The organism is Arthrobacter sp. Y3224198 (assembly GCF_059090025.1).
The window spans coordinates 140626-162010 of record NZ_JBNHFG010000005.1 but is presented as its reverse complement, the minus strand read 5'-3'; the positions used below and the strand labels follow the sequence as shown (position 1 = coordinate 162010).

Below are 21385 nucleotides of genomic sequence, written 5' to 3'. Positions count from 1 at the left end.
GCGGACGCGGCGACCGGTACCGTGGCGGACGCCCCGGCGGCCATGGGCACTCCGGCCCTCCCATCACCCGCATCCAGCGTGCCTCCCGGCCGCAGGTCATCGCCCAGCTGGACCGCAACGGACTGCTGCCGGCCATCACCTTCATCTTCTCCCGCAACGGCTGCGAAGGAGCCGTGCGGCAGTGCGTGGACTCCGGCCTTTGGCTCACCAACGAAGAAGAGCGGCACGTAATTGCCCGCGTGGTGGATGAGGCCACCCAGGATATTCCCGAAGACGACCTCGAAGTGCTGGGCTTCTGGACCTGGCGGGAAGGCCTGGTGCGCGGGTTCGCCGCCCATCATGCCGGAATGCTGCCGACCTTCAAGGAAGTGGTGGAACGCCTCTTTGCCGCAGGCCTGGTCCGCGCAGTGTTTGCCACGGAAACCCTGGCGCTGGGCATCAACATGCCCGCACGCTCCGTGGTCCTGGAGAAGCTGGACAAGTTCAACGGCGAAGCGCACGTGGACATCACCGCCGGCGAGTACACCCAGCTCACCGGCCGCGCCGGCCGGCGGGGAATCGACGTCGAGGGCCACGCCGTGGTGCTGTGGCAGCCGGGCACCGACCCCGCGGCCGTGGCCGGTCTCGCCTCGCGCCGCACGTACCCCCTGAATTCAAGCTTCCGGCCTACCTACAACATGAGCATCAACCTGATCGCCCAGTTCGGCCGGGAACGCGCCCGCGAGATCCTCGAGTCCTCCTTTGCACAGTTCCAGGCGGACCGCTCCGTGGTTGGCCTCGCCAAGCAGGTCCGGTCCCGCGAAGAGTCCCTGGCCGGCTACGAAAAGGCCATGAGCTGCCATCTGGGCGATTTCAGCGAATACGCCGCCCTCCGCCGCCAGCTCTCCGACCTGGAAGACGCCGCCTCCAAGACCCGCGCCCGGAACAAGCGCAGCTCCGCGGCGTCGTCGTTGGAAAACCTGCGCCCGGGCGACATTGTGCTGATCCCCGGCGGCCGGAACGCCGGCCACGCCGTGGTGCTGGACGTCGACTCCTCCGCCCGCGAGGTCCGGCCCTCCGTGCTGACGGAGGACAAGCAGATCCGCCGGATTGGTGCCGCCGACCTGGACGGCGCCATCGAATCCGTTTCGCACATCCGGATTCCCAAGTCCTTTAACGCCCGCTCGCCCAAGGACCGGCGCGACCTGTCCTCCTCGCTGCGGAACGCCCTGCACGACCACCGGCCGCCGCGGCCGGCCGCCGCACGTGCCAACACCATGCAGACCGCCGGCACCGAGAAGCAGGAGAAGGCCATTGCCGACCTGAGGCGCAAGCTCCGGGCCCATCCCTGCCACGGCTGCAGCGAACGTGAGGACCACGCCCGCTGGGCCGAGCGCTGGTGGAAACTGCGCCGGGAAACCGACAACCTGGTGGGACAGATCCGCGGACGCACCAACACCATCGCCAAGACCTTCGACCGGGTCTGTGATGTCCTCACCCGCTACGGGTATGTCGCTGGCGACGCCTCAGGCTCGGACACCGTAACCCCCGCCGGTCAGAAGCTGCGGCGGATCTACGGCGAAAAGGACCTGCTGGTGGCGCTGTCGCTGGAAAACGGTGCCTTCGATGAGCTCGACGCCGCGGAACTGGCCTGCCTCGCCACGGCCCTGGTGTACCAGGCCAAGCGCGAAGAGCGCGGCCTGCGCCCGAAGATGCCCAGCATCTCACTGGAGGTCGCGGTGGACACGGTCATCCGTCAGTGGTCCGAACTGACCGACCTGGAGGAGGCCTCCCGGCTGCCCCAGACGGGCGAACCCGAACTGGGGCTGGTCTGGCCCATGTACAAATGGGTCAAGGGCAAGCACCTCCAGGTGGCCCTGAATGGCACCGAACTGGCCGCCGGAGACTTTGTCCGCTGGGCCAAGCAGGTCATCGACCTCCTCGACCAGCTGGCCAAGGTGCCGGGCCTGCCTGCGGGCATGTACCGCCGCCTCCGCGACGCCATCGGCCTGGTGCGCCGCGGCGTCGTCGCCTATTCCAACGTGGGCGACTAACCGCCCGCTGATCTTTTCCAACCGTTCCTACAGAAAACAGGTGAGTCCTTGAACGGCAGTCCCATCCAGAGCGCCCGCAACCTGACGCTCTACCGCAACGGCTCGGTCTACAGTGCCGCTGATCCTTTTGCCACCGCCATGCTGGTGGACGGCGACACCGTGGCGTGGGTGGGATCGGAGCAGGCCGCCACCTCCATCCAGGACAGCAAGATGCAGGTGGTGGACCTGCAGGGAGCCCTGGTGGCCCCCGGGTTCGTGGACTCCCACGTGCACACCACCGAGCTGGGCATGTCCCTGGTCACCCTCGACCTGAGTGCCTGTTCCTCCCTGGCAGACCTGCTGGACACGGTCGCCCGGCACGCCGCCGCGACCACCGGCCTGATCCTGGGCTCCGGCTGGGACGAGTCCCGCTGGCCGGAGCGGCGCTTCCCGACCGCCGCCGAACTCGATGCCGCCTCAGGCAACCGGCCCGTGTACCTCTCACGTGCCGACGTACACTGCGCCGCGGTTTCCGGCACCCTCGCCGCGGAGCTGGAGCTGCACGAATATGACGGTTGGGACAACGGCTTTGTTGTCCGGGCCGCCCATGACGCGGCACGCGCCGTGTCACGCAGCGCCGACGCCGCCCAGCGCGGTGTCTTCCAGCTGGCGGCCTTGAAGCATGCCGCATCCCGCGGCGTCGTGGCGGTCGCGGAAATGGCCGCACCGCACATCGCCCCGCCCGAGGACCTGCGCCGGCTGCTCGGCCTGGACGGGCCGCTCAGCGACGACGCACTGCCGCAGGTGCTGCCGTACTGGGGCCAGCTGGTGGAGACCGAGGCCCAGGTTACCGGGCTGACGGAGTTCTTCGAGGGCCGGCTGCTTGGCCTGGCCGGGGACCTGAACATCGACGGCTCCTTCGGCGCCCGCACCGCGGCCCTGCGCGAACCCTACTCCGACCAGCCCGGGACCAGCGGGACCCTCTACCTCACCCCGGAACAGGTGGGACGCCACCTGGAACTGATGACCCGCGGCGGGCTGCAGGGCGGCTTCCACGTCATCGGGGACGCGGGCATGGACACGGCAGTGGCGGGCCTCCGCCTGGCGGCCGAGGCCTTGGCAGACGCCGGCGGCGAAGCTGCCCTGCGCGCCGCACACCACCGGCTCGAACACGCCGAGATGACCGACGACGCCGCGATTGCCGAGCTGCTGCGCTTCGGCATCACGGTCAGCCTCCAGCCGGGCTTCGATGCTGCCTGGGGGGCCGGGGACGGCCTGTACGGGCAGCGGCTGGGCGCACGACGGACGGGCATGAACCGGATGGCGTCGCTGCTTTCCGCGGGAGTTCCCGTGGCCCTGGGCTCGGACACGCCCGTCCTTCCGCTGGATCCCTGGTCCGGCGTGCGGGCCGCCGTGTCGCATTCGAACCCGGGCGAACGGGTCTCCGCCCGGGCGGCCTTCATCGGACACACCCGGGCAGGGTGGCGGGCGGCAGGGGAGAAGAACTTCATGCTCGGCCAGCTTGCCCCCGGCGCCCCGGCGTCCTTCGCCCTGTGGGAGGTCCAGGAACTGATGGTCCAGACCCCGGACGCAAACGTCTCGGCCTGGAGCACCGACCCCCGGGCGGGGACGCCGCTGCTCCCGGCCCTGGACAACGGCGACGAACCGCGCTGCCTGCAGACGGTCCACAACGGCCGGGAGCTGTACCGTGCCCCCGACCTGGCCGCGTAATAAAACGGGCTTTCGAGTGCGGCAGGCAACCCCCTCCTGACCTGCGGAGATACCGAAAAGCTCCTAGTCAGCAGGCTTATTGACAGGCGCGGGCGAGCACGTAGGCTATGACTACTGCAGTCGGGACCGGCCGTTTGGGGGCATGCCGGGCACTGTTTGGGCCGGTTCTGTTTCGGGACCTGTTCCAGCCAGCGGCCCGCGCACTGCCGCCTCGAGCTCCGGCCCCGGACTGCCACGGCTCCGTTCCGCGTGCGCCGGGGCGAGAGCCCTGTGGGCGCCAGGCAACCGGGTCCAGCATTACAGCAATCGGGTGGGTTCAACCGTCAGTAGAAAACAGGCCCGGCCCCGTCCGGTACTGGCCCGAAGACGGCTGGACCCGCCCGATTGTGCCGGCACCGCAGGCACCGGCCGGTGCGACCCGCCCGGCAGCCGGAGCAGGCCGCGCCCGCGCTCCCATATACTAGGTAGTCAGCCGGGGGGAGTATCCCCGTCCCGGCCGCGAACAGCGCGGCGTGCGTCCACGAAAGGCTTACCGAGTGCGTGTCCTGACCATCATCCCTACCTACAACGAGATTGAGTCCCTTCCCAAGACGCTCACGCGCCTGCGGAACGCGGTGCCCGACTCGGATGTACTGATTGCGGACGATAACAGCCCGGACGGCACCGGCGCCTACGCCGATGAGATCGCCGCCAAGGATCCGAAGGTGCACGTACTGCACCGCAAGGGCAAGGAAGGGCTGGGGGCCGCCTACATCGCGGGCTTCCGCTGGGGCCTGGAACGCGGTTACGACGTGCTGGTGGAAATGGACGCCGACGGCTCGCACCGTCCCGAGGAACTGCCGCGCCTGCTGGCAGCCTCCGAAGCCGGAGCCGACCTGGTGATCGGTTCCCGCTGGGTGCAGGGCGGATCGGTAGTGAACTGGCCCAAGCGCCGCAAGCTGCTTTCCCGCGCCGGCAGCACCTACTCGCGGCTGATGCTGGGCATCCCCGTCCGGGACATCACGGCAGGTTACCGCGCGTTCCGGCGCGGCACCCTGGAACAGCTGGACCTGGGCGCCGTGGAGTCGGTGGGCTACGGCTTCCAGGTGGACATGACCTTCCGCGTCGCACGCCTGGGCCTGAAGATCGCCGAAGTCCCCATCACCTTCGTGGAACGTGAATTCGGTGCATCCAAGATGAGCGGCAACATTGTGGTTGAGGCCATGACCAACGTGACCAAGTGGGGACTGTCTGCCCGCTGGAAGAAGCTCACCGGCCGGGGGTAGTCCCGGACATAAAAAAGCAGGGCGGCTGCCGGATGGCAGCTGCCCTGCTTTTTTGTGTGTGCCGGAGGGCTAGGCGCTGGTGCGCTCTCCACGGCGTTCACGCAGGATGGTCAGGCGATCCTGGAGGATCTGCTCGAGTTCCTCGATGCTGCGCCGCTCCAGCAGCATGTCCCAGTGCGTACGCACCGGCTTGTCGTTGCTGGTGTCCGGCTTCTCGCCGTCGACCAGGAGCGCTTCCTTGCCGGTCTTGGAAATCCAGACCGGGGGAATGTCCGCTTCTGCCGCGAAAGTGACGAAAACACGCTCGCCGTCCTCACAGCGGTATTCCACCCGCTGGCGGGGAGCCGGCTCCACGCCGGATTCAGTCTCCATGCTCTGCGCGCCGAGGCGCATACCCCGCAGGCTACGATCGCTCATCTTTTCTCCCTCTTCAATCCGCTGGATCCGCTGGCGGATCCTCTGTTGTGCCGGTGCCGCCAATGCCGGAGGCGGTGTTGGCCGGCAGCGGTGCCGCCGGGCGCTGCCCGCCCCGCCGCCTGTCCCAGTCCGTACAACGCCGACGGCGCTGCACCTGTTCCCGGGGACGCTTCCGTTGTGGTGCCGCGGCTGTTGCCCGGCAAACAGCCAATTATACCGGTAGCAGCGCCCCGCAGGCGAACACGCGGGATCAGGCCCGGCCGGCGGTCTCCGGAGTGCCGGCAGGGCCGGACCCGTTCTGCCCGGGCGTGTTGCCATTGGGGGACTGCTTTTTCGGATCCGGTACGAAGTCGCCCAGTGCGCTTCCCACGCCCTTGAGCGCTTCGCCCAGTTCGCTGGGGATGATCCAGACCTTGTTGGACGTTCCTTCGGCAAGCTTCGGCAACGTCTGCAGGTACTGGTAGGCCAGCAGCTTCTGGTCCGGGTTGCCCTTATGGATCGCGTCAAAGACCTTGGCAATGGCCTGGGCCTCGCCGTCTGCCCGCAGGATGGCCGCCTTCGCGTCACCTTCGGCCGCCAGGATGGCGGCCTGCCGGCGACCTTCCGCCGTGAGGATCTGGGACTGCTTGGAGCCTTCCGCGGTAAGCACGGTGGCCCGGCGTTCCCGCTCGGCGCGCATCTGCTTCTCCATGGAATCCTGGATGGTCAGCGGCGGGGCAATGGTCTTGAGCTCCACACGGGACACCCGGATTCCCCAGCGGCCGGTGGCTTCGTCCAGCACGCCGCGCAGCTGGCCGTTGATCTGGTCGCGGGAGGTCAGTGCCTCTTCCAGGTTCAGCCCGCCCACCACGTTGCGCAGGGTGGTGATGGTCAGCTGCTCCACACCCTGGATGTAGTTGGCAATCTCATAGGTCGCGGCCCGGGCATCGGTGACCTGGAAGTACACCACGGTGTCAATGGAAACCACCAGGCTGTCCTCGGTGATGACCTGCTGCGGGGGGAAGGACACCACCTGTTCGCGCAGGTCCAGCAGCGGCAGGAGCCGGTCCACAAACGGGATCAGGATTGTCAGGCCGGGATTCAGCGTCTTCTGGTACTTGCCCAGGCGTTCAACGACGCCGGCACGCGCCTGCGGGACGATCTTCACTGCCTTGACGAGGATGACCAGTACAAAGATCACCAGCACGGCAAGGACGACTACCAGGACGGATGTTCCGGTACCCATGTTCCCCCTTTGGGTTCAGCAGGGTCCTGCGGACCCCGCGGTTGATCCGGCAGCGGCGCCGCCGGGACGATTGGTTAGCTTGTTTCCCTGCGGCGGGCTTCCGGTGCTGCCTTGCCGGACCCGGGAGCCGGGTCAAGCGTGCCGGTCTCACCGGTGTTCACGGGGGCGGTTTCGACGACGGCGGTCGCGCCCTCGATGCGCGCCACCCTGACCTGCACACCGGCGGGAAGCGGTCCGCCGTCGGCGCTGCGCGCGGACCAGGTGTCCCCGCCGATCTTCACGGTGCCGGCCATGCCGGTCACCGGTTCAAGCGTCAGCGCAGGCCCGCCCACCAGCCGGTCGATGTTCGACAGCTGGTCCTTAGTGCTGTGCTGCAGGTGCCTCAGGGCCAGCGGACGCACCAGGGCGATCATCAGGACGGACACCAGCGCGAAAACCACCACCTGCAGGAAGAGCGGCGCGCCAACGAAGGAGCTGAGCATGGCAGCGAGGGCGCCGACCGAAAGCATCGCGAAAAAGAGATCCAAGGTGAGGGCCTCGACGGCCGCGAAGCCCAGGAAAAGCACCAGCCAGAGGGCCCAGCCGTAACTGAGCATCCATTCGTAGACTTCCTGCATCCGATATCCCCTCATCTTCTCGGACCCGCCACCCGGTTCCTGCCCGGCTACCGCCGCGTCCGGCAGCAGGTGCGCCAACGGCCAGGGCCCCGGCATCCGGGGCGGTCAGCGGGTCTTTTCCTTCATTCTGCCCGAAAACAAGCGGCAGTCCTAGGGATATTTGCGCCGGTTGGGTAACGTTTGGGTGCCTGCGCCTAGCCTGCGCGGAACAGCTGCAGGGTAAATGAGGCCGTGACCGCCAGCGGCAGCTCCAACGCGGCAACGGTCCCGGCCAGCGCCTCCGGATCCAGGTGCCTGGCGGAGGGACCCATCAATGCCACATTGCACAGGTCCGGGGCGGCCAGCTGCATTTCGTAGCTGCAGTGGACGGTCCGCACGGGGGAGAACCCCGGGCCCAGGGCGGCCGTGACGCGCTCTTCCTTTTCACTGCCGATGTCCAGCATCCCGGCGGCGGCACGGATCTGCTGCAGATGCTCCGGCGCGGGCGTGACCACCGCCAGGACTCCGCCCGGCGCCAGCACCCGGCGGAATTCCCCCGGGTTCCGCGGGGCGAACACGTTGAGGATGACGTCCACGGAGGAGTCCGGAAGCGGAAGCCGCCGCCAGACATCCCAGACCAGGGCGACGGTTCCGGGGAGGGCGCGGGCCGCACGGCGCAGCGCGTATTTGGAGATATCCATGGCAACGGCTGCCGCGCGGGGCAACGCCGGCAGGACCTGCCCCAGGTAGTACCCGGTGCCGGCACCGGCGTCGAGCACCGTTGCGGCTCCGGGGGCGGCGCTTGAGACGAGGCGCGCCAGTTCTTCGGCCAGGGGCCGGTAGTGCCCGGCCGCCAGGAAGTCGGTCCGTGCCTGGACCATGGCGGCTGTATCGGCCTGGAACTTGGTGCCGGCACCGGTCAGGAGATTGAAATACCCCTGCTTGGCGGCGTCGTACCGGTGGCCGGACGCGCAGGTCAGGGTGCGGAGCGCGGCGTCGGGCGCCAGGGGGCTGCCGCACACGGGACAGTCCAGTCGCGGCAGGGGAGGCATGACTCCATCCTAAGGCGGCAGTTGGCCTGCACCCGGCCCGAACATTAGGCTTCGACCGTGAAACCATGTGACCTGCCTCTCCTTAATTCCCTCTCCGCCCCCGCAGTACACCCGGACGCGCTGCACTGTGTTGTCTCGGTGACCCGCCCGGACTTTGATGCCGATGCCTATACCGGGCAGCTGTGGCGTGTTCCGCTGACCCCGGGGGCCCGGCCGCGCCGGCTGACGCGCGGCTTCCGGGACACGGCGCCGAAGTACAGTCCGGACGGCAGCGCTTTGGGCTTCCTGCGGGCAGCGCCGGGGGAGACGCCCCAGGTGTACGTGCTGGGGGCGGGCAGCGGCGAGCCGGTACAGCTGACGGATGCCCCGCTGGGTGTCAGCTGGTTCGCCTTCTCACCGGACGGGCGCCGCATGGTCTTCTCCGCGCGTGTTCCGGAGGAGGGACGGTACGGGAGCACCGACGGCGTACCCGCCGCGGCGGAGGACCCGCGCCTGATCACCAGCTTCAAATACCGGATGAACGGAGTGGGCTACACCGCGGACAAACCCGTGCAGGTTTTCCTCCTGACGCTGCCGGACCTCGACGCCGAACCCCATATTGCGCCGCGCGGGCGCAATGGCGCGGCGGATGACGACGGCGGACTGCCCCCGGCAGTGCAGCTGACCACCGCGGCAGGGGACCACCTGCAGCCCGTCTTCAGCGCCGACGGCAACCGGATCCTGTTCACCGCCGACGAAGCCGACGACACCCTCGTGTCCGTGGCGTACAGCATTGCCCTGGACGGTTCGGAACGCACCAGGCTCACCAATCTGGGCGGGGCCGCCACCCTGTCGGTGTCCGACCCGGTGGAGAGCACCAACGGCCATTGGCTGTTCTACCTGGGCCAGGATGTCTCCTCCACCGGCACCGACTTCGTGGCGCGGAACGTTTCCCTTTACGCCGCCCCGGTCGCCGACCCCTCGGCAGTGCAGCGGCTGACGGACCCGGAAACGGTGGACCTGGCCGAAGGCACCGTGGTGCCCCACAACGCGGCCGAGGCCCTGGTCTTCCGCCGCCACCGCGGCACGGGGGAGCTGCTGGCCGTGGACCCGCGCGGGGGAACGGCCACCCTGGTCTCGGGCCCGCAGGTGGTCACGGCTGCGGGTTCCGCGGGCGGCACGGTGGTGGTCACCTACTCCGATCCGCACACCGCCGGGGACCTCGCCGTCGCGGCCGACGGCGGGCTGTCGCCGGTCACCGACTTCTCTGCCGCCCTCCGCCGGGACACCGCCCTCGCACTGCCGGTGGAGGAAACCTATCCCTCCGCGGACGGCTACCCGGTCCACGGCTGGCTGGCGCTGCCCGAGGGCCCCGGCCCGCATCCGGTGCTGCTGAACATCCATGGCGGACCCTTCGCCCAGTACGGATGGGGCTGCTTCGATGAAACCCAGATCTATACGCGTGCCGGCTACGCGGTGCTGATGTGCAATCCGCGCGGCTCCGCCGGGTACGGGCAGGAACACGGCCGCAGCCTCAAGGAAGCCATGGGCAGCCTCGACCTGGCCGACGTGCTGGCCTTCACGGACGGAGCCCTGGCGGCGCACCCCGAACTGGACGCCACGCGGCTGGGCATCATGGGCGGGTCCTACGGCGGCTACCTCACCGCCTGGACCATCGCCCACGACCACCGCTTCACCGCCGCTGTGGTGGAGCGCGGATTCCTGGACCCGCTGTCCTTCACCGGCTCCGCGGACATCGGCTGGTTCTTCAGCGCCGGCTACACGGGCACCGACCCCGGACGGGTGGCGGCGCAGAGCCCGATGGCGCATGTGGACGCCGTGCGCACCCCCACCTTCGTGGTCCATTCCGAGGAGGACCTGCGGTGTCCCGTGGAGCAGGCCCAGCGCTACTACACCGCGCTGAAGCTGCGCGGGGTGCCAACACAGATGCTGCTCTTCCCGGGCGAGAACCACGAGCTTTCACGCAGCGGGACACCGTGGCACCGGCGCCGCAGGTTTGAGCACCTGCTCAACTGGTGGGCGCGCTGGCTGCCCACGCCGCAGAACCCTGCGCCGGAAGAGTCCCGCGAAGCGGTTCCGGCGGACGCCTAGGAGCTCAGAAGCCCAGCACCCGCCGGGCCTCGCCGATATCCGGGGAGGCCCAGCGGCGTGCATATTCGCTGTTGGAACACAGTGAGCGGGTCAGCATCCGGTCCACATAGACGGTGCCGTAGAGGTGGTCCGTCTCGTGCTGGACAATCCGGGCCTGCCAACCGGTGAACCGTTCCATGTGCTGCCGGGACTGTTCATCGGTATAGTCCAGCACCACCGAGGCATGCCGGCGGACCACCCCCTGATAACCCTCAAAGGACAGGCAGCCCTCGAAGAACTCGGCGCTTGTGTCCCCGTCCGCCTCGTAGCGGGGGTTGATGATCGTGAAGAAGGGCAGGGGAGTCCGCTCCCGGACCTCGGCTGCTTCCCCGGCAATGTCGTAGGTGTCTTCCAGCACGGCGATCTGCAGCGGAATCCCCAGTTGCGGCGCAGCCAGTCCCACCCCCGGCGCGGCATGCATGACCCGCCGCATCAGCGCGATGAGTGCCTCCAATTCGGCGGCGTCCAGCTCACCGTCAAAAGGCAGCGCCGCACGGCGCAGGGCGGGGTGGCCCAGTTGGACTATGGGTACAAGCTCCTGCTCCAGCATCGGGAGAACCAGGTCGCGCAGCAGGGCGGTGGATTCAGTTGGCACGGATACATCCTAGTGGCCGCGGGAACCGGGTCCGGTTATTACGCTGTCCCGGCGCCGGGGAAGGGAGTACCCTGCCGGACATCATGACTGAGCAGCAGCCCTACACCGTGCTGGGACGGTACCCGGGATTCGAACTGCGCCACTATCCCCGGCACGTGCTGGCCCAGGTCACGGTCAACGGGGGCTTCGAGGGAGCCGGAAACACCGGGTTCCGGCTGCTGTATGCGTATATCAGCGGTTCCAATACCGCCCGGACCGCGTTGGAGCCGTATCCCGCCGGGGAGATCCGGTTCGCGGAAACCCTGGCCATGACGGCTCCGGTCCTGCTGGAACCCAGTCCGATTGCCGGGGCCTTCACCGTGGCCTTCGTCCTGCCGGCGGACCTGAGCACGCTGACTGCTCCGGTACCGGAGGACCCGGCGGTGAGCATCGTGGCGGTGCCGGGGCAGACCGGTGCGGCGGCGGCATTCTCCGGCAGGTGGAGCGAGGCGAATTACCAGGGCCATTTGGCCGCCCTGCAGGCCGCCGTGCGTGCCCAGGGCTTCAGCACGCTGGGCAATCCCCGGTTCGCCCGGTTTGACCCGCCCTACCGTCCGTGGTTTCTGCGGCGCAACGAAGTGGTCCAGGACGTGGAGGGGCCGGGGGACTAGCCGTACGTGCCTCAGGAGGCCGGGGAGACAAAGCCGTGGGGCAGCAGATCTTCGGCGGGGATGCTCACCGGACCCCCGGCTGCCGGGATGATCACCCGGATGCCGGGATAGTAGTCGGCAAGCACCTGCCGGTCGCGGCCGCAGGGGCTTTGCACCCCGCGCCCGTGGTTGCCCACCGCAACAATGACTGCGGGTTCGGCCGATCCGGCAGCGCGCGCGGCGGCCAGGGCAACAAGCTCCGCACACGGCCCGCCGGTGAAATGGTAGAGGTTGACGCCTGTGTACATGCTGCCGTCGGCCGTACGCACAGCCGCACCCATCGTATGGATACCGTCTTCGTCCGGGCCGGCGTCGGTGGCGGCATCGATGGTGCGCCGGGCCAGGTCCACCAGCTCCCGGTCTTCCGGGGTCAGGGCACGTACGGACGCTGGCTGGGAGATCATCCGTGGAGTCTAATCCGGCAGGGGAGAAGCAACAAAAAACCGGGTTCCACCCAGAGGCGGAACCCGGCTGTGTTACGGGAAGGGCTTAGCCCTCGCAGTCCACGCAGTAGGCTTCGCCGTTCTTTTCGCGCGCAATCTGCGAACGGTGGCGGACGAGGAAGCAGGACATGCAGGTGAACTCGTCTGCCTGGGGGGGAACGACCTTGATGAGCAGTTCCTCGCCGGACAGATCCGCACCGGGAAGGTCAAAACCGTCGATGGCGTCTGACTCTTCGACATCGATGACAGCTGTCATCGCTCCGCCGCGCTGCTGAGCTTTCAGACCCTCGAGGGAGTCTGTGTGCTGGTCTTCTTCCTTGACGCGCGGGGCATCGTAATCGGTAGCCATTGTGTTGTGCTTATCTCCTGATTTTGGGGGGGTTGAAGCGTAGATCATATAGGGCAACGAAAGTCGCTGCACCAAACCGTACAGGCGTGGCGGAGGATCCGTGACGAAATAGGCGGCGAAAGTGACCAACATCCCGTTCCCGTGCGGGCGGCCCGGCGCAGCAGGGAGCCCGGGCCGATACGGGGAACGGCTCCGGACGGCAGCAGGCGCACGGGGGAAGGCGGCGGGGGATCCGGCATGCGGGGCGGTTATGTCAACTTGCGGAACAGCCGCCGGGATCCGACCGGGACGTTATGTCAACTCATTGAAGGATGCCGTGCCCGGCGCCGGAGGACCGGAAATTGCCGGACCAGGTCGGCCGTTTTTCGGGATTCCGAGGCCGGGCCGTCCCTACGGCCCAAGCCCGGGAACTACTGCCGCAGCATGCCAAAATCCTTGGAAGACCGTGCAGAACAGCTCCGGAAGCTGAAAAAGCCGGAAAACGGGGGATTCAGGCATCAAAGCCGCATATATACGGATCCTGGGCGAATATGTGCTCCAGGCCACTTCCGGGCCTCGTAGATAAACGCCGATAATCCACATTATGTCAACTAACGTTGAAGAAGGCATCCCCCGGTGCTCCGGGTGCGGCCCTGCACGCCGTCACGCCGGGTTGCTATAGCCTCATGGGCACAAACAGGTTTTGGAAAGGCAGCCATGGCTCGTCATCACGGACTTACCGCAGCCGTTGGCAGCGCCGTCATGCTTACCGCCGTCATGCTTTCCGTAGCCGGTTGCGGGCACGGCGCCGGATCGGACAGCGGGACCGGCAACGCGTCAGGCAACCCGTCAGGCAACGCCCCGGGCACGTGGACCGTAGACGTGGCCGGAGAACGCAGCGGCCCCTATGAGCAGTGCCTGGATGATCCGGTGATTGACGAGGCATTCCAGTCGGCAGACTATCCGTCGTCGCACCTGGGGATCAGGCTTGCCGCCACCGCAACTGCGGCCGATGCACAGCGCATCGCGGACTGCCTGCAGCGGAACCTGAAATCCGGGACCGTGACGGTCACCGGACCGGCCAGGCCGCAGTGACCTGCTGAGGCGGCCCTCGTCTTGACGCACTCCCCGGACCGCTCCCCTCGCCGCTCCCCTCGGAACTCCCCTGGCGAAACCGGAAGAATTTGCCACCGGAGTGCGGACCGGCACGCGTTGGTGCTTGTAGCCCCTCCGGCCCGTGGCTAGCGTGGAGTGCATGGTTTCGCATGCTGATGATCAGCGGGTGCCTTCTGTGCCCCATAAGGCGTCCTCGGGCGTGCCCTCACAGGGTGTCGTGCTGCAGGGGCACCCCGCCCCGCTCCCCCGGGCCGAAGCATGAGTCCGGGAACGCGCCCGCCCTACCTGCGCTGGGCACCCATCGGTCTTGTCGCCGTCGGCGGCGCGCTGGGTGCGGCCAGCCGCGAGGGACTGTCCCTGGTGATACCGAAACTCGGCGAAGTGCCCATCTCCATCGCCATTATCAACGTGGTGGGCGCGTTCCTGCTGGGCTACCTCTACGAGGCAGTCACCCGGCTGGACAGCGCAGAATCCACCGGCAAGAACCTTAAACTGCTTCTTGGCACCGGTTTCTGCGGCGGCTTCACCACCTACAGCTCACTCGCCACCGACACCGGTGTGCTGTTCAGGGACGGGTTGCCCGGGGTGGCCGTCGCCTACTCGCTTGGCACAGTACTGCTGGGCGCCTGCGCCACGTGGGCAGGTATTGCCGCGGCCGGCGCCAACAATTCCAGGCGGCCGAAAAAGCCCGCACGGGCCACGGGTGAACACCCCGAAACAGAACAGGGACACGCATGACTCCGCTCATCTTCTTGCTTCTGTCCCTGGCCGGCGGTGTCGGCGCTACCGTGCGCTACATCATCGACGCCTTCATCCGCGCCCACCTCAAGACCTCGTTTGCCTGGGCCACCACCATCATCAACGTCTCAGGCTCACTGGTGCTCGGCTTTTTGACCGGCCTCACCCTGGTCCGGATGCTGCCGACGGATCTGAGTATCGTCATCGGCACGGGGTTCCTGGGCGGCTATACCACCTTCAGTACGGCCAGCTACGAGACGGTGCAGCTCATCAAGCAGGGCCGCTACGCGGCATCCTTCATCAGCGGAATCGTGATGCTCGTGCTCGCCGTTGCCGCGGCAGCGTTCGGTCTCTGGATCGGCACGTCCGTTTGAGCAGCCGCTACGGCCGCTTGGCTGCCGGGATGTAGTGTGCAACCACCAGGATCACCCAGGTCGTGAGGATGTACGGCCAGGTGTAGGTGGGCGCGTCGAGACGGTGCATCAACAGTGTCACCACGGCGGTCACCACGGTACCCACCGCGGCCAGTACCCACGAGATGGTGCTGCTCCTGAGGAACACCACGGAGAGGGCAATGGCGGTAAGCACACCCGAATAGCCGCCCAGGCCGTTGCCGGTCTCCGTCAGCCCTTCCCCCAGCGCCAGGGCACAGATACTGCCGATGACGCTGCCCATCACCGCGGCAACGCCAACCTTCCAGCCGGCAATGAACAACCCCAGCAGGATCAGGGCACCGGACCAGACATTATCAACCAGTACGACTTCAGAGACGTTCGTCAGCAGCGACCGGAAAAACGCCAGCGGTGCTGAATCGAAGGTCTCCGACGCCGAGTGCACGCGCAGTGCCTCGGTGCTCAGCAGCACGCCGGTGGCGACAACGCAGAACGGCGCCGTCGTCGTCGGCAATCCGTAGATCTTCAACGGAGTCCTGGTGAACAGCGCGGCAAACAGCCAAATCACCGGGGCGCAAACCGCACCTCCCACCACAGCGATCGGATAGGCCGCCCACTGCCCGCCAATGGCCGAAAACGTGGCTGCCCCGACGAGGGCGCCGCAGAAGCCCTGCAGACCGGCGGTGATGTCCGTTGCCGGGGCGCCGAGCAAACGCCCGGCCACGGTTCCCGCCGCACAACCCAGCACCACCAGGACCGCCATGCGCCAGTCGGCCACCACAAAGGCCGCCAGGATCAGCAGGGCGGTCACCACATTGGTCTGGAAATATATCTGCGAGAAACCGCGTACGCCGCCGCGGATCCAATCGGGACCGCGGCGTGTCCGGGCGGCGGGATTGGCAGCGCTCACGGGGCGCCTCCTTCATGCCTGGGCGGGCTGGTCGGTGTGCTGCCGGCAGACCAGCGCTCCTCGACCTTGCCGAACTTCCAGTACGCCGTTGACGCGAGCCACGCCAGGAGCAGCGTGCCGACAATGATGTATCCGACGTTTTCGAGGTCAAGGCCCGCGATCCAGCCGGTCAGCGGGTCGCTGAGCCCGAGTTTCTCGTTGAGCAGGCCCACCAGCTCAATGCCGCCGATCATCACCGCGATCATGACCGAGAGACCGGTGATGGTGAGGTTGTAGTACACCCTGCGGATCGGATTGATGGTGGCCCAGCCGTAGGCCTTGACCATGATGGCCGAGTCGAGGGTGTCGAAGAGGCTCATGCCCGCGGCAAAGATCAGCGGCAGGCAGAGGATCGCGTACCAGGGCAGCCCCGTTGCCGCACCCGTCCCGGCCAGCACCAGCAGGGCGATCTCGCTTGCCGTGTCGAAGCCGAGCCCGAACAGGAAGCCGACCAGGTACATCTTTCCCGGCCGGTCGATGGACTTCATCATGGGTCCGATGATGCGGCTGATGACCCCGCCGCCTTGCAGGTGCTTCTCGAGCTCGGCTTCATCGAGCTTGCCGTCCCGCGAGGCACGCCAGACTTTGAGCAGCCCCATGAATGCCACGGCGTTGATCAAGCCGATGAGCAGCAGGAAGACGCCGGACACCACGGTGCCGAAAACACCCAGTCCGTTGCGCACCCCGTTGCCGTCATCCGTCAGCCCCACCGCCCAGCTCACGCCGAGTGCCAGCAGTGCTGCCATCAGGAACACGATGGTCGAGTGCCCCAGGGAGAAAAACAGCCCGACGCCGGCAGCCGGCCGCTTCATGTCGACCAGCTTGCGCGTGGTGTTGTCGATGGCCGCAATGTGGTCCGCATCGAACGCATGCCGGATACCCAGGACGTAGGCCACCACGGCAATGCCGACTCCGAACACCGAGGAGCCAAGCTGCAGGTGCAGCGGTTCCACCAGGATGAAGAAGAGCCCGAAGCCCGCGATGTGTATGAGCACTACGGGAATGAACGCCACGGTCACCTGTGCCCGGTACGATCGCTGTCGCAACGCTCGGTTCTGCATCGTCAGCCCTCCAACTCGTCGTTTCCGTCCTACTGGCTCTTGCGGATCACCGGCGCCGCGTTCCCCGTGAGAAGTTCATAAACGACGCCGGCCGCCGCCGTGTTGGCCCGCGCCACCGCAACGGTGTCGTTGCCGACCAGCCGCACCCAGACGCCGGCGTCGCCGGGCAACGTGCTCACCCCGGCGACCACGTCGCCGCCGAAGCCTGCGAGGGCACCCTGAAGGGCGTCGGCCAGCTCGGCCACCGGCACAAGCGGTGTAAACACGTACAGCATGGCGAGCACGTCACGGTCGGCGAGCACCCCCGGCCCGGTCACCCCGCCGGCCTCCGTTCCGGCTGTACCGCCCGGGCACAGCCGCACCCGGTCAAGTGCAACGAGCGTGCCGTCCGGCCGCCGGACTTCCAGGTCGGACGCGTACACCTCGTACTGGTGGCGCTCCCCCCGCGCCAGCCGTCCGGCGTACACCGTTTCGCCCAGCAGCAGCGTTGCGCTCGGGTCCAGCACCACGGAGGTCTGCTGGTAGTAACGCGACTGGGCAAAGGGCACCACAGGCTCGGGCAGGTATTCGACATAGGCGTCCGCACCGACCGTGATGTTCATCAGTGACGTGGCGTAGTCATGCTCCATCCGGTAGACCCGGGTATGCGCCTGGCTGGTCACGTGTGCCGAAGTGCCCGGCCCGAAACTCAGGTCGGTGCGGAGCCGGTCCCCCTGCAGGATGCCCCCGCCCGCCGACATGAGGTAGGTGTAGGGCATATCGCTGCGCAGGGGGGCGAAGTACAACGGATGCATGATCTGCAGCGGCGTCTTCTGGTAGTGCTGCACCAGCTCGGTCCGTCCGCGGTTCCTGGCGAAGCCCAGCTGCAGGATGCCCACTTTTCCCGGACTGCCCACCGGCAGGCCTGGCGGATTTCCGGCATGCCGCCGAACCTCCACGGGCACCTGCGCCGGCTCGTAGAATTCCGGCTCCAGACGGTAGCCGCCGAAGCCGGGGGTTCGGGACGGGGAATCCGGTGCTGCGTCCAGGTCCGTCATCCGACTAGTTCTGCTCCGGTTTTGTTCCAATGGTTCATGATCCGCCCCAGCAGCTCATCCAGTCCCTGTCCCGTCAGCGAATTCGTGAGCACCACAGGCTTGTCCTCACGCACCCGGTGGGCGTCTCTTTCCATCACGTCCAGATCGGTACGCACGTACTGCGCAATATCGATCTTGTTGATCACGAGAATGTCGCTTTCCGTGATTCCCGGGCCGCGCTTGCGCGGCATCTTCTCACCCTCGGCCGTGTCGAGCACAAACACGAACACATCGGCCAGCGACGGAGAGAAGGTCAGCGTGAGGTTGTCGCCGCCCGATTCGTAGATCAGGGTGTCGATATCGGGAAAGCGTTCAAGCATTTCCGCCCCTGCCGCCAGGTTCATGGTCGGATCGTCGCGTACCGCCGTGTGCGGGCACGCTCCGGTCTCCACCCCGGTCACCCGGTCCGGGCTCAGGATCCCGGCGAGTTCCCGCCGCACATGTTCGGCATCTTCCTGGGTGTAGATATCGTTCGTGATCACTGCCGGGGTGCGGCCGGCTGAGATCAGCAGCGGCACCAGTGCCTCTGTCAGTGCGGTCTTCCCGGACCCCACCGGACCGCCGATGCCAATCCTTAGGACGTTCTCACTCATGGTTTCCTCTTTCCGCCGTTATGTCCTGTGCGGTTTCTTTTCTGCCACTGCGGCCGTAACTGCGGCCGCAGTGCTGGTATGCCCTGCCCGCGCGTCAGCTGGCGAACAACCTCGCTTCCGCCCGCTCATGCTGGGCGGACATGATGTCCGCCATCGGCGCGCATCCTCCGATGTCCCCGATGCTGCGGGCCAGCGCGTCAGCCGTCACCTCTTCGATCACGGGACCGGCCCCGTTCAGGATCACCTGCGCGCCCCGGTGGTCAGTCAGCCGCATCCGCAGCCCCGCGCCCACGAAGCTCACGGCAAAGGCGAACAGATCCGACGCCACCGCCGCTTCTGTCCCGACGCCGCTCCAGGCGTATACAACCGCTGTCACCACCGGCTGGCACCCGGGCGAAGTCCGCGCCTTCACCCGGGCCCCGTAGTCGGCCAGGGCATCGCCGCCGAGCACCTCGGCTGCCAGGTCGGCGAGTTGGTGACCGCTGCGCACCGACGCCTTGCGCATTTCCGCGTTGAGCTTGGAGGCGTAGAGCCGCTGGTCGATCTCCTGCACCAGTGGCCAGTCGCCCTCCGCGGCAGCGCGGTGTGCCGTGGCGACGGCGGTGGCGTCACCGGGGCCGACCGAATGCGTGAGCAGGTCCGCCAGCAGCGCCGGCATACCGCCGCGGGCAATAAGCTTCGCCTGGCTGAAGCCTTCCAGCCCGTGTGACAACGTGTAAAAGCCGCTGGGAAAGGCAGAGTCCGAGAACTGCAGGCTCGTGAGCAGCCGGCGTACGTCCGAAATGGCCATGGTTTCCCTTCTAAACCAGGAAGAAGAGCCGTGTCAGGGGCAGTGTCTTCGCCGGAGCGATGGTGGCGAGCACGCCGTCGACCGTCACTTCATAGGTTTCGGGATCCACCTCAATCGTGGGCGTTGCCGTGTTGCGCACCATGTGTTCCTTGCCGATGCTGCGGCACCGGTGCACGGGGAGCACCTGGCTGTCCAGGCCAAGCTTCTCCGGCACACCCTCATCGATGGCGGCCTTGGACATAAAGGTGACCCGGGTGCTTGGCAGGGTCTTGCCTTGCGCGCCGAACATCGGCCGGTAGTACACCGGCTGGGGTGTCGGAAGTGAGGCGTTCGGATCGCCCATCTGCGCCCAGTTAATCAGCCCGCCCTTCACGATCAGGCGGGGCTTGGCAGCAAACGAGTTGATCGGCCAGAGCACGATATCGGCGATCTTGCCGTCCTCAAGCGAACCGATGTAGTCGGAGACTCCCTGGGTGATGGCCGGGTTGATGGTGATTTTTGCGAGGTAGCGCAGCACGCGGAAATTGTCGTTGTCCGCTGCGTCCTGGGGCAGCTTCCCGCGCTCCTCCTTGCAGTGGTGGGCCACCTGGAAGGTGCGGATGAACGACTCCCCGATGCGGCCCATTGCCTGCGAGTCGGAGGCGACCATCGAGATGATGCCCTCGTCATGGAACACCGACTCAGCGGCAATGGTTTCCGCGCGCACGCGGGAGTCTGCAAAGGCCACGTCTTCGGGAATGTCGTGGGAGAGGTGGTGGCAGACCATCACCATGTCCAGCAGCTCATCCACGGTGTTCGCCGTGTAGGGCAGTGTGGGGTTGGTCGACGCCGGCAGGACGTTGGGCTGGCCGGCCACCTTGATGATGTCCGGGGCGTGACCGCCGCCTGCACCCTCGGTGTGGAAGGTGTGGATGGCGCGCCCGTCTATGGCGTCGATCGTGTTTTCGACGTAGCCGGATTCATTCAGGCTGTCCGTGTGCAGCGAGATCTGCACATCGAAGCGGTCGGCGACTTCCAGCGCCATGCTTATGGCTGCGGGAGTTGCACCATAGTCCTCATGGACTTTGAGGCCCGCGGCGCCGGCCTTGATCTGTTCGACAAGGGCGTCCGGCAGCGAACCGTTGCCCTTGCCGAGGAAGCCCATGTTCACGGGCATCGCCTCGGCGGACTCGATCAGGCGCGACAGATTCCAGGCGCCCGGGGTGGTGGTGACGCCGTTGGTACCGTCTGTGGGTCCGGTGCCGCCGCCGAACAGCGTTGTAATGCCGTTCGAGAGCGCCGCCAGCGCCTGTTCCGGCGAGATGTAGTGCACGTGGGAATCGATGCCGCCGGCCGTTGCGATGTGGTGTTCCCCGGCCAGGAGCTCCGTGCCGGGCCCAACCACAAGGCGCGGATCCACCCCCGCCTGGGTCTGCGGATTGCCGGCCTTGCCGATCCCCACGATCTTGCCGTCCCGCACCCCGATGTCGCCCTTCACCACGCCAAGTACCGGGTCCAGGATGACCGCGTTGGTGATCACGAGGTCGAGGACCCCCTGTGCGCCGGTGGCCTGCGGATCGGCCGCCATGCCGTCACGGGCGGTCTTGCCGCCGCCGTAGACGACTTCGTCGCCGTAGTGGCCCTCGCTGTAGTCCTTCTCGATTTCGATCACCAGATTGGTGTCCGCCAGCTGCACCCGGTCGCCCACGGTCGGCCCGAACAGGTCTGTGTACTGCTTGCGCGAGATGATGGCCATTACTTTTCCCCCTTCGGGGTACTGTTCGCTGTGTCGTTGCCGGTATGCGGGGTTGGCTTGCCGTCCTGGTACCTGAACTCCTTCAGCCGGCCCATCGCCTTGATCTTCGTCGCCTCGGAGTCCAACCCGCCGTCCACCAGGTTGTTGAAGCCGTACACGTGCCGGCTGCCGGCATAGGCCGTAAGGGTGACTTCCTTGGTGTCGCCGGCCTCAAACCGGATGCCGGTTCCAGCTGGGAGATCCAGGTGCATGCCGTACGCCTTCTCGCGCTCGAAAAGCAGCGCCTTGTTCACTTCGAAGAAGTGATAGTGCGAACCGACCTGCACGGCGCGGTCCCCGGTGTTGCTTACCAGCAGAGTGACACTTGGCCTGCCGGCGTTGATTTCGATCTCATTGTCCCTGTGGTCGTACTTCGGGCTGCCTAGCATGATGCTTCCTTCCTCGCGGACAGT

The 21385-nt window shown here is 67.0% G+C and carries 22 protein-coding genes; 8 read left to right on the top strand and 14 right to left on the bottom strand.

Going from position 1 to position 21385, the window contains the following annotated elements; all coding sequences use genetic code 11:
* The 3 genes from AC5RUF_RS04835 to AC5RUF_RS04825 form a co-directional block, all read left to right on the top strand.
* On the top strand, positions 1-2033 hold a 2033-nt coding region (locus tag AC5RUF_RS04835; RefSeq protein WP_494129879.1), incomplete at its 5' end, for a DEAD/DEAH box helicase.
* 48 nt (positions 2034-2081) lie between these two features.
* Positions 2082-3743 carry an amidohydrolase gene (locus AC5RUF_RS04830; RefSeq protein ID WP_494129878.1) on the top strand — a complete coding sequence of 554 codons (1662 nt, stop codon included), beginning with the start codon at positions 2082-2084 and terminating at the stop codon, positions 3741-3743.
* A 536-nt stretch (positions 3744-4279) separates the two neighbouring features.
* A complete protein-coding gene (locus AC5RUF_RS04825; protein WP_493998303.1) occupies positions 4280-5008 on the top strand; it encodes a polyprenol monophosphomannose synthase in 729 nt (242 codons plus the stop codon).
* A 69-nt stretch (positions 5009-5077) separates the two neighbouring features.
* Here AC5RUF_RS04825 and AC5RUF_RS04820 read toward each other — a convergent pair whose 3' ends face one another.
* The 4 genes from AC5RUF_RS04820 to AC5RUF_RS04805 all read right to left on the bottom strand — a co-directional run bounded on the left by AC5RUF_RS04820 (position 5078) and on the right by AC5RUF_RS04805 (position 8298).
* Complete coding sequence (locus tag AC5RUF_RS04820) at positions 5078-5425, bottom strand: RNA polymerase-binding protein RbpA (RefSeq protein ID WP_493990172.1); 348 nt, start codon at positions 5423-5425, stop codon at positions 5078-5080.
* A gap of 250 nt (positions 5426-5675) precedes the next feature.
* A complete protein-coding gene (locus AC5RUF_RS04815; protein ID WP_493998304.1) occupies positions 5676-6650 on the bottom strand; it encodes an SPFH domain-containing protein in 975 nt (324 codons plus the stop codon).
* Positions 6651-6724: 74 nt separating this feature from the next.
* Positions 6725-7267 (bottom strand): NfeD family protein, encoded by a 543-nt coding sequence (locus AC5RUF_RS04810; RefSeq protein ID WP_494129877.1) that lies wholly within the window; start codon positions 7265-7267, stop codon positions 6725-6727.
* Between the two features lie 194 nt (positions 7268-7461).
* The gene (locus AC5RUF_RS04805; protein WP_494129876.1) at positions 7462-8298 is read right to left on the bottom strand and encodes a methyltransferase domain-containing protein; all 837 of its coding nucleotides are present in this window, start codon (positions 8296-8298) and stop codon (positions 7462-7464) included.
* Between the two features lie 57 nt (positions 8299-8355).
* Here AC5RUF_RS04805 and AC5RUF_RS04800 point away from each other — a divergent pair, with 57 nt between their 5' ends.
* Positions 8356-10389 carry a S9 family peptidase gene (locus tag AC5RUF_RS04800; protein WP_494129875.1) on the top strand — a complete coding sequence of 678 codons (2034 nt, stop codon included), beginning with the start codon at positions 8356-8358 and terminating at the stop codon, positions 10387-10389.
* A gap of 4 nt (positions 10390-10393) precedes the next feature.
* Here AC5RUF_RS04800 and AC5RUF_RS04795 read toward each other — a convergent pair whose 3' ends face one another.
* Positions 10394-10978 carry a peptide deformylase gene (locus tag AC5RUF_RS04795; RefSeq protein ID WP_493996996.1) on the bottom strand — a complete coding sequence of 195 codons (585 nt, stop codon included), beginning with the start codon at positions 10976-10978 and terminating at the stop codon, positions 10394-10396.
* 128 nt (positions 10979-11106) lie between these two features.
* Here AC5RUF_RS04795 and AC5RUF_RS04790 point away from each other — a divergent pair, with 128 nt between their 5' ends.
* A complete protein-coding gene (locus AC5RUF_RS04790) occupies positions 11107-11673 on the top strand; it encodes an SOUL family heme-binding protein (protein ID WP_493996994.1) in 567 nt (188 codons plus the stop codon).
* An 11-nt stretch (positions 11674-11684) separates the two neighbouring features.
* On the opposite strand, the gene AC5RUF_RS04785 is transcribed toward AC5RUF_RS04790, so the two are convergent.
* Both AC5RUF_RS04785 and AC5RUF_RS04780 read right to left on the bottom strand, forming a co-directional pair.
* On the bottom strand, positions 11685-12116 hold the full coding sequence (locus tag AC5RUF_RS04785) for a cytidine/deoxycytidylate deaminase family protein (RefSeq protein ID WP_494129874.1): 432 nt from the start codon (positions 12114-12116) through the stop codon (positions 11685-11687).
* An 85-nt stretch (positions 12117-12201) separates the two neighbouring features.
* Positions 12202-12504 (bottom strand): DUF4193 domain-containing protein, encoded by a 303-nt coding sequence (locus AC5RUF_RS04780; protein WP_227911407.1) that lies wholly within the window; start codon positions 12502-12504, stop codon positions 12202-12204.
* A 696-nt stretch (positions 12505-13200) separates the two neighbouring features.
* Here AC5RUF_RS04780 and AC5RUF_RS04775 point away from each other — a divergent pair.
* The 3 genes from AC5RUF_RS04775 to crcB all read left to right on the top strand — a co-directional run bounded on the left by AC5RUF_RS04775 (position 13201) and on the right by crcB (position 14711).
* Positions 13201-13578: a hypothetical protein gene (locus AC5RUF_RS04775; protein ID WP_494129873.1), complete on the top strand. Its 378-nt coding sequence runs from the start codon at positions 13201-13203 to the stop codon at positions 13576-13578.
* A gap of 279 nt (positions 13579-13857) precedes the next feature.
* Positions 13858-14337: a fluoride efflux transporter FluC gene (locus AC5RUF_RS04770; protein ID WP_493996991.1), complete on the top strand. Its 480-nt coding sequence runs from the start codon at positions 13858-13860 to the stop codon at positions 14335-14337.
* On the top strand, positions 14334-14711 hold the full coding sequence (crcB, locus tag AC5RUF_RS04765; RefSeq protein WP_494129872.1) for a fluoride efflux transporter CrcB: 378 nt from the start codon (positions 14334-14336) through the stop codon (positions 14709-14711). Before AC5RUF_RS04770 ends, crcB begins: the two co-directional genes overlap by 4 nt.
* 7 nt (positions 14712-14718) lie before the next feature.
* Here the strand turns inward: crcB and AC5RUF_RS04760 are convergent, their stop codons facing one another.
* The 7 genes from AC5RUF_RS04760 to AC5RUF_RS04730 form a co-directional block, all read right to left on the bottom strand.
* On the bottom strand, positions 14719-15639 hold the full coding sequence (locus AC5RUF_RS04760) for an urea transporter (protein WP_494129871.1): 921 nt from the start codon (positions 15637-15639) through the stop codon (positions 14719-14721).
* On the bottom strand, positions 15636-16673 hold the full coding sequence (locus AC5RUF_RS04755; RefSeq protein ID WP_494129870.1) for a HoxN/HupN/NixA family nickel/cobalt transporter: 1038 nt from the start codon (positions 16671-16673) through the stop codon (positions 15636-15638). Before AC5RUF_RS04755 ends, AC5RUF_RS04760 begins: the two co-directional genes overlap by 4 nt.
* Before the next feature lie 95 nt (positions 16674-16768).
* A complete protein-coding gene (locus tag AC5RUF_RS04750; protein WP_494129869.1) occupies positions 16769-17776 on the bottom strand; it encodes an urease accessory protein UreD in 1008 nt (335 codons plus the stop codon).
* Positions 17773-18408 (bottom strand): urease accessory protein UreG, encoded by a 636-nt coding sequence (gene ureG / locus AC5RUF_RS04745; RefSeq protein WP_493997606.1) that lies wholly within the window; start codon positions 18406-18408, stop codon positions 17773-17775. Before ureG ends, AC5RUF_RS04750 begins: the two co-directional genes overlap by 4 nt.
* Positions 18409-18502: 94 nt before the next feature.
* Entirely contained in the window at positions 18503-19198 is a 696-nt protein-coding gene (locus tag AC5RUF_RS04740; protein ID WP_494129868.1) for an urease accessory protein UreF, read from the bottom strand.
* A gap of 10 nt (positions 19199-19208) precedes the next feature.
* Positions 19209-20933, bottom strand: coding sequence for an urease subunit alpha (gene ureC / locus AC5RUF_RS04735; RefSeq protein WP_494129867.1), 1725 nt, complete (start codon positions 20931-20933; stop codon positions 19209-19211).
* On the bottom strand, positions 20933-21361 hold the full coding sequence (locus AC5RUF_RS04730) for an urease subunit beta (RefSeq protein WP_493997603.1): 429 nt from the start codon (positions 21359-21361) through the stop codon (positions 20933-20935). The genes ureC and AC5RUF_RS04730 overlap by 1 nt, the downstream gene beginning before the upstream one ends.
* Positions 21362-21385: the final 24 nt, after the last annotated feature.

Excerpts from the sequence above, each read along its gene's own strand:
- AC5RUF_RS04820 (WP_493990172.1), bottom strand. The coding sequence starts at position 5,425 with ATGAGCGATCGTAGCCTGCGGGGTATGCGCCTCGGCGCGCAGAGCATG.
- AC5RUF_RS04815 (WP_493998304.1), bottom strand. The coding sequence starts at position 6,650 with ATGGGTACCGGAACATCCGTCCTGGTAGTCGTCCTTGCCGTGCTGGTG.
- AC5RUF_RS04810 (WP_494129877.1), bottom strand. The coding sequence starts at position 7,267 with ATGCAGGAAGTCTACGAATGGATGCTCAGTTACGGCTGGGCCCTCTGG.
- AC5RUF_RS04805 (WP_494129876.1), bottom strand. The coding sequence starts at position 8,298 with ATGCCTCCCCTGCCGCGACTGGACTGTCCCGTGTGCGGCAGCCCCCTG.
- AC5RUF_RS04795 (WP_493996996.1), bottom strand. The coding sequence starts at position 10,978 with ATGCTGGAGCAGGAGCTTGTACCCATAGTCCAACTGGGCCACCCCGCC.
- AC5RUF_RS04790 (WP_493996994.1), top strand. The coding sequence starts at position 11,107 with ATGACTGAGCAGCAGCCCTACACCGTGCTGGGACGGTACCCGGGATTC.
- AC5RUF_RS04785 (WP_494129874.1), bottom strand. The coding sequence starts at position 12,116 with ATGATCTCCCAGCCAGCGTCCGTACGTGCCCTGACCCCGGAAGACCGG.
- AC5RUF_RS04780 (WP_227911407.1), bottom strand. The coding sequence starts at position 12,504 with ATGGCTACCGATTACGATGCCCCGCGCGTCAAGGAAGAAGACCAGCAC.
- AC5RUF_RS04775 (WP_494129873.1), top strand. The coding sequence starts at position 13,201 with ATGGCTCGTCATCACGGACTTACCGCAGCCGTTGGCAGCGCCGTCATG.
- AC5RUF_RS04770 (WP_493996991.1), top strand. The coding sequence starts at position 13,858 with ATGAGTCCGGGAACGCGCCCGCCCTACCTGCGCTGGGCACCCATCGGT.
- crcB (WP_494129872.1), top strand. The coding sequence starts at position 14,334 with ATGACTCCGCTCATCTTCTTGCTTCTGTCCCTGGCCGGCGGTGTCGGC.
- AC5RUF_RS04750 (WP_494129869.1), bottom strand. The coding sequence starts at position 17,776 with ATGACGGACCTGGACGCAGCACCGGATTCCCCGTCCCGAACCCCCGGC.
- ureG (WP_493997606.1), bottom strand. The coding sequence starts at position 18,408 with ATGAGTGAGAACGTCCTAAGGATTGGCATCGGCGGTCCGGTGGGGTCC.
- AC5RUF_RS04740 (WP_494129868.1), bottom strand. The coding sequence starts at position 19,198 with ATGGCCATTTCGGACGTACGCCGGCTGCTCACGAGCCTGCAGTTCTCG.
- ureC (WP_494129867.1), bottom strand. The coding sequence starts at position 20,933 with ATGGCCATCATCTCGCGCAAGCAGTACACAGACCTGTTCGGGCCGACC.
- AC5RUF_RS04730 (WP_493997603.1), bottom strand. The coding sequence starts at position 21,361 with ATGCTAGGCAGCCCGAAGTACGACCACAGGGACAATGAGATCGAAATC.